This window comes from Phycicoccus sp. (assembly GCF_035325325.1).
GTDB lineage: Bacteria > Actinomycetota > Actinomycetes > Actinomycetales > Dermatophilaceae > Phycicoccus.
The window spans coordinates 40,304-51,583 of sequence record NZ_DAOLAC010000017.1 but is presented as its reverse complement, the minus strand read 5'-3'; the positions used below and the strand labels follow the sequence as shown (position 1 = coordinate 51,583).

At 74.8% G+C, this 11,280-nt stretch carries 9 protein-coding genes; 1 reads left to right on the top strand and 8 read right to left on the bottom strand.

Annotated elements, in window-relative coordinates; translation table 11 throughout:
- A partial coding sequence (locus PKA89_RS11695) for an Rne/Rng family ribonuclease (RefSeq protein WP_324419595.1) occupies positions 1-2,647 on the bottom strand: 2,647 nt, incomplete at its 3' end.
- A gap of 154 nt (positions 2,648-2,801) precedes the next feature.
- Positions 2,802-3,560: a TIGR03936 family radical SAM-associated protein gene (locus PKA89_RS11690; protein WP_324419593.1), complete on the bottom strand. Its 759-nt coding sequence runs from the start codon at positions 3,558-3,560 to the stop codon at positions 2,802-2,804.
- Between the two features lie 214 nt (positions 3,561-3,774).
- Between PKA89_RS11690 and PKA89_RS11685 the strand changes: the two genes are divergently transcribed.
- The gene (locus PKA89_RS11685) at positions 3,775-5,142 is read left to right on the top strand and encodes a transaminase (protein WP_324419592.1); all 1,368 of its coding nucleotides are present in this window, start codon (positions 3,775-3,777) and stop codon (positions 5,140-5,142) included.
- A gap of 54 nt (positions 5,143-5,196) precedes the next feature.
- Here the strand turns inward: PKA89_RS11685 and PKA89_RS11680 are convergent, their stop codons facing one another.
- The 6 genes from PKA89_RS11680 to PKA89_RS11655 form a co-directional block, all read right to left on the bottom strand.
- Positions 5,197-7,167, bottom strand: a complete 1,971-nt coding sequence (locus PKA89_RS11680) for a S53 family peptidase (RefSeq protein WP_324419590.1) — start codon at positions 7,165-7,167, stop codon at positions 5,197-5,199.
- A 104-nt stretch (positions 7,168-7,271) separates the two neighbouring features.
- Complete coding sequence (locus PKA89_RS11675; RefSeq protein ID WP_324419588.1) at positions 7,272-8,234, bottom strand: permease prefix domain 1-containing protein; 963 nt, start codon at positions 8,232-8,234, stop codon at positions 7,272-7,274.
- Positions 8,235-8,255: 21 nt separating this feature from the next.
- Entirely contained in the window at positions 8,256-8,588 is a 333-nt protein-coding gene (locus PKA89_RS11670; RefSeq protein ID WP_324419586.1) for a PadR family transcriptional regulator, read from the bottom strand.
- A gap of 78 nt (positions 8,589-8,666) precedes the next feature.
- Positions 8,667-9,611: a hotdog domain-containing protein gene (locus PKA89_RS11665; RefSeq protein ID WP_324419584.1), complete on the bottom strand. Its 945-nt coding sequence runs from the start codon at positions 9,609-9,611 to the stop codon at positions 8,667-8,669.
- A 53-nt stretch (positions 9,612-9,664) separates the two neighbouring features.
- On the bottom strand, positions 9,665-10,129 hold the full coding sequence (locus PKA89_RS11660) for a GNAT family N-acetyltransferase (protein ID WP_324419582.1): 465 nt from the start codon (positions 10,127-10,129) through the stop codon (positions 9,665-9,667).
- Positions 10,130-10,138: 9 nt separating this feature from the next.
- Positions 10,139-11,227: an NAD-binding protein gene (locus PKA89_RS11655; protein ID WP_324419580.1), complete on the bottom strand. Its 1,089-nt coding sequence runs from the start codon at positions 11,225-11,227 to the stop codon at positions 10,139-10,141.
- Positions 11,228-11,280 lie beyond the last annotated feature (53 nt).

Here is an 11,280-nt window from a genome sequence, read left to right as displayed (position 1 = left end):
GACCGGCCGGCGCGACGACCCGGCCCCGCTTGCGGCGGGGACGACGGGCCGGCTCGGGCGCCGGCGCCTCGGGCTCGGGCTCGACCACGTCGGCGGCCGGCGCGGCGACGGCGGGCTCGGCGACGACCGGCTCGGCGACGCCGTCGGCGACGACCTCGGCCCCGGCTGCGGCGGCGACCTCGGCGGCCACCTCGTCGGCGACGTCGGCCTGGTCGGTGTGCTTGAGGGCGGCGGCGTGCGCGGCGGCGGCGATCTGCGCCGCCGTCGGGCCACCGGCGGACCTCGCCGGCTCCGGCGCGGGGGCGGTCTCCTTCGGGGTGGTGGCGGAGCCGCCGCCACCACCGCCACGCCGGCCACGACCGGAGCGGCCGGAGTCGCTCCCGGAACCGCCGCCGTTGCCGCGCTCGACCGGCTCGGAGTGCACGACGATGCCGCGACCGCCGCAGTGCTCGCACGGCTCGGAGAAGACCTCGATGAGCCCGGAGCCGACGCGCTTGCGGGTCATCTGGACCAGGCCGAGCGAGGTGACCTCGGCGACCTGGTGCTTGGTCCGGTCGCGCCCGAGGCACTCGAGCAGCCGCCGCACGACGAGGTCGCGGTTGGACTCCAGGACCATGTCGATGAAGTCGATGACGATGATGCCGCCGATGTCGCGCAGCCGGAGCTGGCGGACGATCTCCTCGGCCGCCTCGAGGTTGTTCTTGGTGACCGTCTCCTCGAGGTTGCCGCCGGAGCCGACGAACTTGCCCGTGTTGACGTCGACGACCGTCATCGCCTCGGTGCGGTCGATGACGAGCGACCCGCCGGAGGGCAGCCAGACCTTGCGGTCCATCGCCTTCGCGATCTGCTCGTCGATGCGGTGCGCGGCGAAGACGTCCTCCTCGGCGGTCCACCGGCTGACCCGCTGGGCGAGGTCCGGCGCGACGTCCTCGACGTACTCGCTCACCTCGTCCCAGGCCTTGTCGCCGGAGACGACGAGCGAGGCGAAGTCCTCGGTGAAGACGTCCCGGATGACCCGGATGGTGAGGTCGGGCTCGCCGTGCAGGAGCGCGGGCGCCCCACCGCTGCCCGACTTCTTGGCCGAGGCGGAGGCGGCCTTCTTCTCGATCCGCTCCCACTGCTTCATGAGCCGCTCGACGTCGGCCTTGAGGTCGGCCTCGGAGGCACCCTCAGCCGCCGTGCGGACGATGACGCCGGCGCCGTCCGGGACGACCTCCTTGAGGATGCCCTTGAGCCGGGCGCGCTCGGTGTCGGGGAGCTTGCGGGAGATGCCGGTCATCGAGCCCTCGGGCACGTAGACGACGTAGCGGCCCGGCAGGCTGATCTGCGAGGTGAGTCGGGCGCCCTTGTGCCCGATGGGGTCCTTGGTCACCTGGACGAGGACGGTGTCCCCGCTGGTCAGCGCGTTCTCGATGCGCTTGGCCTGGTTGACCTCGAGGCCGGCAGCGTCCCAGTTGACCTCGCCGGCGTAGAGGACCGCGTTGCGGCCCTTGCCGATGTCGACGAACGCCGCCTCCATCGAGGGCAGGACGTTCTGGACCCGGCCGAGGTAGACGTTGCCGGCCATCGAGGCGGTCGTCTCGCGGGAGACGTAGTGCTCGACGAGCACGCCGTCCTCGAGGACGCCGATCTGGGTGCGGCCGTCGCGGCCCCGGACCACCATCGTCCGCTCGACGCTCTCGCGACGGGCGAGGAACTCGGCCTCGGTGATGATCGTGCGGCGGCGCCCGGCCTCGCGGCCCTCGCGGCGGCGCTGCTTCTTGGCCTCGAGGCGGGTCGAGCCCTTGACGGCGGTCGGCTCGTCGCGGTCCGCGCGGGGCTCGCGCACCTTGGTCACGGTGCCGGGCGGGTCGTCGCCCTCGCCGCCGGACCCGCTGCGCCGACGGCGACGCCGACGCCGGCTCGAGCCGGACTCCCCGTCACCGCCCTCGGTGCGGTCCTCGGGCTTCTCCTCGGCCTCGGCGCCGCCCTCGGCCTGGTCGGACGACTCCCCGCCCTGCTCGTCCTCGCCCTTGCCGCGGCCACGGCGGCCGCGACCGCCCCGTCGGCGGCGGCTGCGGGAGCCGCCCTCGCCCTCGGCCGCCTCGCCGTCCTCGGTGGCGGGGTCGGTGGGCGTGTCGTCGGAGGTCTCGGTGGCGACCTGCTCGGCCTCGCCGGCGGGGGCCTCGGCCGGCTTCTGGGCGGGCGACGTGGCCCGGCGGCGGCGCGGGACGACGGTGGGCTCGGGGGCCTGGAAGAGGACGCCGAACGCGGGACCTGCGGCCTCCGACGTCGTTTCGTCCTCGTCCTCGTCGGCCGGGGTCCCGGTGGCGGGCTCGGGCGCGACCGGCTCGGCCACCGCCGACTTCTTCTTCTTCGTCGTCTTCGCCGCGGCCCTCTTGCGGGCCGGCTTCTTCGGCGCCTCCTCGGCCCCGGTCTCCGCGGGAGCCTCGCTGTCGGCGGCGGGGTCGGTGGCCGGCTCTGCAGCCGGCTCTGCAGCCGGCTCGGCGGCGGGCGTGGCCTTCTTGCGGGTGGCGCGCTTGCGGGCCGGCTTCGTCGCGGCCGCGGTGGCGCTGGACGTGTCGTCCCCGCTGCCCGGCGCCGGCTCGACGGGGAGGGTGGCCGGTTCGGCGGCCTCGGGGGTGGTCGGGTCGTTCTCGGTGGCCATGTCGGCCCCTTTCGTCGCCCGCCGGCCGGTGCCCACACCGGGGACGCCCGGGGGCGCCTCCCGCACCGACCGCGCGGTGCGGTCGCAATCGTGTGGACCGGAGGGCCCGCACGGAAGTCGGCAGCTGCCCCGAACGGCTCGCGCGGGCGGCGCGTCACCCCTCGGGGCCGACGGCCTCCCGGTCGGCGGCCAGTGGATCGGCCACCCCGGCACGGTCCTCGCGCAGGGGGCCCTGCGCCAGTCGGGTCACCAGGGGTGGAACCGGTGGCACGAACCCCGTGACTGCGTGGAGTGCGGTCAGGATGTCGTCGGGGCGCACGGACGGTGTGGTGTGCCGTACGACCATCCGCAGTATCGCACACCCGGCCTCGTCGACCCCCGCGACCCGCAGGTCGGTCACCGCCTCGCGCGTGTCGAAGGTGCGGGGCCCGGACTTGAAGGTGCGGGTCGCCTCGGCCCGCGAGGCGGCGAGGTACCCGGCGACGACGGGGGCCAGGTCCTCGGGGGTGCTCCCCCGCAGCCGGAGCTCCCACTCGCTGGCCTCGAGCCGGTCGGCGAGGGCGCCCGGGCCGGCCTCGACGACCTCGACGACGTCGAGCCCCCGGGGCAGGGCCTCGTCGAGGGCCTCGCGCACCGCCTCGGGGTCGACCCGTTCGGTGACCCGGATCTCGAAGTACTCGGCCTCGCTCGCCGTGCCGGTCGGGGCGGCGTTCGCGTAGGAGATGAGCGGGTGCGGGTGGAAGCCGGCCGAGAAGGCCATCGGCACCCCGGCCCGGCGCAGGGCGCGCTCGAGGGCCCGGGAGAAGTCACGGGTCGAGGAGAACCGCAGCCGGCCGCGCTTGGCGTAGCGGATGCGGAGCTTCTGCACCGCCGGGGGCGGCGGGGGGCCGTCGGGGGTGCGCTGGCGGGCCATGGCGCACCAGCCTATGAGCGCGCGGACCGGGCGCCGAATCGCGGGTGGCCCACCCCGGTCCGGCCCCCGTGAGGCACGGCGTCGGGGCGATCGTCCCAGGACGCACCGACCCGGACCCGACCCACCGATCTCGCGGCTCGCGCGGTCGATGCGGGACGGATCGCGTCGCGAACGGACCCTTCCGACACTCCATCCGCAGCACTAGGGTGCGAGCATGCCGAGCACCGACCGCGACCGTCTGGCCCGCCTCCTCGCCGCCGAGCAGGAGCGCTACACCGCCGAGCACCCGCGCAGCCGGGCCTTCTTCGAGGCCGGGAGCAACCTCTTCGGCCGAGTGCCGATGACGTGGATGAACAAGTGGAGCGGCGGCTTCCCCCTCTACCTCGACCGCGCCCGCGGCAACCGGGTCACCGACGTCGACGGCCACACCTACGTCGACTTCGCCCTCGGCGACACCGGCGCGATGGCCGGCCACTCGCCGGCACCGACGACGGCCGCCGTCTCCCGGCGGATGGGCGAGCTGGGCGGCATCACGACGATGCTGCCCAGCGAGGACGCCCAGTGGGTGGGCGAGGAGCTGACCCGGCGGTTCGGGATGCCGCTGTGGAGCTTCACCCTGTCGGCGACCGACGCGAACCGGTGGGCCGTGCGGCTGGCCCGGCTGGCGACCGGCCGCTCGAAGATCCTCGTCTTCGGCTACTGCTACCACGGCTCGGTCGACGAGACCTTCGCCGTCCCCGGGCCGGACGGGACGACGCTCTCGCGCCCCGGCAACGTCGCTCCCCCGGTCCCGCTCGACCTCACCACCCGGGCGGCGACGTGGAACGACCTCGCCTCGGTCGAGCGCCAGCTGGCGCACGGCGACGTCGCCGCCATCCTCACCGAGCCGGCACTGACCAACATCGGCATCGTCCTGCCCGAGCCCGGGTTCCTCGAGGGGCTGCGCGAGCTGGCCACGCGGTACGGCGCGCTGCTGATGATCGACGAGACGCACACCTTCTCGGCCGGCTGGGGTGGCGCGACCCGCGCGTGGGGCCTGGAGCCCGACCTCTTCGTCATCGGCAAGTCGATCGGCGGCGGCATCCCGTGCGGGGCGTACGGCATCACCGCGGAGGTGGCGGCAGCCGTGACCCGGCACACCGAGACGGGCGAGGCGGACATCATCGACGTCGGCGGGGTCGGCGGGACGCTCGCCGGCAACGCGCTCTCGACGGCGGCGATGCGGGCCACCCTCGGCGAGGTGCTCACCGAGGACGCGTTCGCGCGCATGAGCTCGCTGGCCGAGGCCTTCACAGAGGGAGTGCAGGGCGTCCTCGACGAGTACGACGTGCCGTGGTCGGTCAGCCGGCTCGGCGCCCGCTCGGAGTACCGGTTCGCCCGGCCGGCGCCCCGCAGCGGCGAGGAGTCGGCCGCGGCCCACGACGACGACCTCGACGCCTACCTGCACCTGGCGATGGTGAACCGCGGCATCCTCATGACGCCGTTCCACAACATGGCGCTCATGTGCCCCGACACCACCCGCGAGGACGTCGACCGGCACACCGAGGCCTTCCGCGAGGTCGTCGGCGCGCTGTACGCCTGACGCGACGGGGCCCGGCCGCCGTGGCGGCCGGGCCCCGCGCGTGGGTGGCTCCGGTCAGAGCCGGGAGGCCGCCCACAGGTAGGCCGCCGTGGGCGTGCCGACCCCGGTGACGTCGTCCCAGCCGCGACCGGTGGTCAGGCTCGAGTCCTCGTCGAAGGTGCGGACCGTCGAGCGCAGCCCGTCGTCGGCGTTGAGGCCGTTGACGTAGTCGACGCGGATGTTGCCCGGGTCGCCCTCGGGCCGGACGTCGTGGAAGACACCGAACGCACCGAGGAGGTAGATCAGCGGGTCGGCGAAGCCGATCCGCCGCCGACCCTGCTGCGCGTCGGCCTGGACGCCGGCGAACAGCGGCGCCGCGAGGCTCGTGCCGCCGATGCGGTACTCGCCGTAGCGGGTCCCCTGGCCGAACTTCGTCGGCAGGTCGAACACCTGCGTCTCACCGACGAGCATGCCGGTCGTCGGGTCGGCGTCCATCGCGACGTCGGGCACGGCCCGCTTGTCGCACCCGGTGCGGGCGAGCCGCTGGTAGGCCGGCTTGGCGAAGATGTCGCTGCAGCCACCGCCGGCCCCGTAGAGGAAGCCGTCCGAGGTCCACGCGCCGTTCGTCAGCGAGTAGCGCTCGGTGCCCCAGCCGGTCTCGAACTGGCGCCGGCCGTGCTTGTCGACCGCGAGCGCGGTGCCACCGACGGCGGTGACCCAGGGGTCGGCCGCCGGCCAGTCGGGCGAGACCACACCGGTGTTCGCGCCCTCGTCGCCGTCGTCGCCCGAGGAGTAGTAGAACCCGATGCCCTGCACCGCGCCCTGGAGGAAGACCGACTCGTAGGCGTCGACGAGCGTCTGGTCGATCGTCGGGTAGACCGTGCCGTCGACCGTCACGTAGGTCGGCTCGCCCCAGGAGTTGGAGATCGCCGACGCGCGGTTGTCCGAGACGGCCCGCGCGAGCGAGGCGAGCAGGTCGTCGTCGTAGCAGCTGGCCGCGCCGTAGTACGCGACGCCCGCGTCGGGCGCCATCCCGTGGACGGCCTCGACGTCGAGGGACTCCTCGCCGAACCAGCCGTTGCCACCGCACTCGTCGACCTTGGCCGGGTCGTAGTTCGTGTCGTTGGACTGGGTCAGCTGGCCGCGGCGGAAGGGCCGGTCACCGTGCCCGACGGCGTAGGTGTTCGCGTCCTTCTCGATGGTCGGCGCCGCGAAGGCGTCGGTGATGGCGACCGTCTGGCCCCGCCCCGTGCGCCGCGAGGTGCTGACGCCGTAGGTGGAGCGCAGCTGCGAGGGCACGTAGCCGCAGACCGCGTACGGGAGGTGCTTCCCCTCGAACGCGGGGTCGGTCTTGTCGACCTTCTGCCCGTAGTACGAGGAGCAGGGCGTCGCGTTGACGAAGCCCGGGGGCGGGCCGAGGTCGCTCGGCGAGGTGCCGGCGTCGGCGGACGGGGTTCCCTTGTCCTTCTGGAGGTTCGGCGCGGTCCAGTGCGTCACGGTGTCGAGCCCGGTGACCGCGAGGACCTGCCCGGCGAGGCTGTCGGGCACGGTGACCGCGGTGGTCGGCGCCGTGCCGGTGTGCCCGTCGACGCTGAAGGTCTGCAGCCCGGCGGTGAACGCCTGCGACACCGCGGACGCGCTGCCGGAGACCGAGACGAAGTGGTTGTCCGCACCGACGGCGTCGATCCGCAGGCCGGCGCCCTTCGCCCACGAGCGGACCGCCGCGACGCTCGCGGCGGTCGGGGCGAAGCGGGAGCGGTACTGGGCGTCGCTGAGGTAGTGGCCGTACGACGACGAGTGCGGCGTCGAGACGGCGGTGGCGAGGGCGGTGAGCCCGGCGGTGTCGCGCGGGGTGAGCCAGATCTTGGCGTGCGCGGCGGCCGGGGCGGCCGTCCGGGCGGCGCGGGCGTGCGAGACCCATGCGGGCGCCTTGCTCACCTGGTGCCGGCCGGAGCCGTGGGGTGCTGCCACGGCCGCGGTGGCCGAGGTCGCGGCGAGCACGACGGCGCCGACCAGCGCCACCGTGCCTCGAGACGTTCCTGTCACGGAGAACCTCCTGGGGGAAACGGTCGCGGAGCGGTGGCTCCGCGAGGGAAGCCTCACCCCGGCCCGGCCCCCCGGGCCCTGACGGATGTCACGGTTTGCGCTGGTCAGCGGGCCCGCATCCGCCGGACCGTCTCCACCTGGTCCCACGCCGTGACGACCACGACGCCCAGGACGAGGGCGAGGCGCAGGTCGCGCGCGGCGGTCTCCCAGCCGCCGCCGACGAGCGCGGCGACGAACCCGGGGTCGAAGAAGCGCTCGGTCTGGAGCAGCCAGACGAGCACGCCCGCGACGGCGACGTCGAGCACCGCGCCGAGCGCGACCGTCGGCCAGGTCCAGCGGCGGGCCCGGTAGGCCACGACGACGAGGACCGCGTGCGCCGCGAGGAGGGCGAGGAGCAGGGGGATCCAGCCCGACCACAGGGCGGGGTCGAGGACGGGCACCGCCTCGCCGTCGAGCCGCACCGGCGAGCTCACCTGCTGCCAGACGAGCGCCAGCGCGAGGACGACGAGCGCGACGAGGGCCATGACCGTCTCGCCGCGGGAGACCCACCGACGGCCGTCCGGCGACTCGGGCAGCTGGTCGGGCGTCCACCCGAGGACGCCCCTCCCGGGCTGCGTGCGCTCGAGGATCGCGTACACCAGCGTGGTCCAGAAGAGGACGTGCAGTGCCGTCGTGAGGCCGGCGACCGCGGCGCCGCCGAAGGCCGGGCCCACGCCGTCGCGCGCGACGTCGTCGGTGAACAGGCGCACGACGAGCGTGCCCACCGCGGCGATGGGCGACACGATCGTCACGAGCAGGGTCACGAGGCGCCGCCACTCGGGGTAGAGGGCCGGTCCGATGAGGTGCAGGGGGCGGCCGGAGTACCCGGCGGCGAGGCGGATCGGGTCGCCGAGCTCGACGAGCACCTCGCGCTCGGCGTCCTCGCGGCTGCCGGCCGAGCCCTCGCCGAGGCGCGCCTCGACCATGTCCTCGATGGTGCCGCGCAGCTCGCGGTCGACGTCGTCGCGCTGGTCCTCCGCGAGCTCGCGGACGGTGGCGGCGACGTAGCGGTCGGTCAGGGTGGTCATGGTGGTCGTCCTCTCGGTCGGTCAGGCGAGGTCGGTGATGGCGGCGTCGAGGGAGCGCCAGTCGGTGCGCAGGGCGGCGAGCACGTCCTCCCCGGCCGTGCTGGTCCGGTAGAACTTGCGGGGCCGCGACTCGTCGGTGTTCCACTCGGCGGTGAGCAGGCCCTGCTTCTCGAGGCGCCGCAGGAGCGGGTAGAGCGTGTTGGCGTCGACCTCGAACCCCGCCCGCCCGAGGGACTCGAGCAGGGCGTAGCCGTAGCCGGGGGTCCGCAGGCTGGCCAGGGCCGCGACGACGACGGTGCCGCGGCGCAGCTCCTGGAGGTGCCCGGCGAGGACGGACTCATCGGCTGGGGTCATGCCGACACGATAGTGTGTGACACACACTATCGTCAACGGCACGACGCCGTGCGACTCACGAGAGGCTGCTGCCCCGGGTCAGTCGCCGAAGCGCTCGCGGATGGCGACGAGCTCGAGGGCGTGGGCGTCGAGGGCCCGGTCCTCCTCGCTGACCGGTGTCCACGTCGGGGTCGGGACCGCCCGTCGCGCCTCGTCGAGCCCGACGAAGACGGTGCGGCAGTATGTCGTCAGGGCGAGCTCGCCCTCCCCCGCGGCCGGGTCGCCGGAGCGCACGTGGACCCCGACGTGCATCGAGGTGCGCCCGGTGTGCAGGAGGCGGGCCTCGACCTCGACGAGGTGGCCGATCCGCAGCGGCCGGTAGAACCGCACCCCGCCGGTGAAGATGGCGACGTTGTCCGCGCTGCCGGTCCACCGGGTGGCCAGGACGTGCGCCGCCTCATCGATCCAGCGCATGACGACGCCGCCGTGCACCTTCCCGCCCCAGTTGACGTCGGTCGGCGCGGCGAGGAAGCGCATCGTCATCCGCGGGGCGGTCCCGGCGTCCGAGTACACCTGGCCGGCCATCGCCGCCTCCACCTCGGCCCGCAGCTCGGCCCGGCGCACCGCCCACCGCTGCTGGAGCTCCTCCCCCAATGTCGCCGGCACGAGCTCGGGGACGGGTGTCGAGCGTCCCTCGGCGTCGACGGCGACGAAGACGATGAGGCACCGGGTCGCGGGCTCGAGCGAGCGGGTGCGCGGCGCCCCGGACGCGACGTCGACGGTGATGTGCATCGAGGTGCGGCCGGTGTGCACGACGGTGGCCGTCACCTCGACGAGGTCGCCGACCTCGACCGGCCGGGTGAAGCGGACGTTGCCGACGTACGCGGTGACGCAGTAGGTGCCGCTCCAGCCGGCGGCGGCCGCGTACCCCGCCTTGTCGATCCACTCGAGCACCCGGCCCGCGGAGACCGAGCCGGAGTGCCCGGCGTCGGTGGGGGCGGCGAGGAAGCGGAGGGTGATCTGCGTCGGCGGGCGCGGGTCCACGGACGACATCCTCCCAGCCGCGCGGCTGCGCGGCAGCCACCGGGAGGAACGGGTCAGAGGTCGAGGCGCATCAGGTCGTCCGCCGGCCGGAAGCCGACCGACCGGTAGAGCGGGAGGGAGACCTCGCTGGGGTTGAGGACGACCCGGACCAGCCCCTGCTCGCGGCACCAGGCGAGGAGCTCGGTCATGAGCAGCCGGCCGACCCCGCGCCGACGGTGGGCCGGCGCGGTCCAGACGTTGGCGACGTACGCCCAGCGGCGGTCGGGGCGGCCCGGGCGCGGCATCCGGTCGAACACCTGGCAGTTGGCCATGCCGACCGCGCCGCCACCGGCGTCCCGCACGACCCACGCGTGCCGGACCCCGCCCTGCGCCTCCCACCAGGCACCGAGCCGGGCGGCGAACCCCTCCTCGGTGGCGTCGGACTGCTCGCCCGCCCAGGCGGCGCGCATCCCGGCGAGGTCGGCGAGGTCCCGGGAGCGTCGCGGGTCGAGGCGCTCGACGCGGTACGGCGGGGTCATCCCCGCACCCTAGGAGGCCGGGGGCCGGCGCGGTGCCGGCACCGCCCGCCCGGTGGCCACGAGCGTGCGCAGCCGGCCCACCTGCTCGGGCGTGCCGAACACGATGAGGGTGGCGCCGGCCTCGAGCACCCGGTCGGCCGGGGGCGACGGCGTGAACGGGCCCTTGCGCGGAGCGCGGACGGCGAGGAGCTGGCACCCGCAGCTGCCGGGCACGTCGGCCTCCCCGAGGGTGCGCCCGACGACGGCGTCCGACTCCGCGAGGCGCACCTGCTCGATCCGCACGTCGAGGTCGTCGTCGTGCATCACCTCGTCGAGGAACTCGGCGACGTCGGCGTGCAGGGCGAAGGAGGCCATCCGCCGGCCGCCGATGAGCTGCGGGTTGACCGCCCGCGTGGCACCGGCGAGCACGAGCTTCTCCTTGGAGCCCAGCGTGCGTGCGCGGCTGATGATCACGAGGTCGGGGCGCAGCGCGCGGGCCGAGAGGGTCGCGTACGTCGTGTCGGCGTCGGTGTCGAGCGCGCAGACGAGGGCCCGGGCCCGCTCGATCCCGGCCGCCCGCAGGACGTCGTCGTTGGCGGCGTCGCCGTGGACGAACGGCTCGGTGAGCCCGGCGAGCCGGGTCTCGTCGGTGTCGACGACGACGACCCTGTGCCCGCGGTCGTGGAGGTACCGGGTCGCCGAGCGCCCGACCCGGCCGAAGCCGCAGACGATGACGTGGTCGCGCAGCCGGTCGATGTCGTGTTCCATCCGGCGCCTCCGCAGGTGTGCTCGCAGGTGACCCTCGGTGACGGCCTCGAGGAGGACTCCGAGGTTGTAAAGGACCGTCCCCACGCCGAGGACGATGAGGACGATGGTGAAGGACTGGCCGGCCGGACCGAGGGGGCGCACCTCGCGGAAGCCGACCGTGGCCACCGTGGTGACGGTCTGGTAGAGCGCGTCGAGGACGGGGAACCCGAGGGCCGTGTAGCCGACCGTCCCGACGACCGTGACCGCGGCGAGCGCGGTGAGCGCCACCGCGATCCGGCGCAGTGCGTCGCGTCCGGAGTCCGTTCCGGCGAGCAGGGTCCGGCGGCGGCTGCTCGTGCTCGGCCTGCCCACGGGACCATCGTGGCACCGTGCCGGCGGCCCGCGCGGGAGGACGCGACCGACGC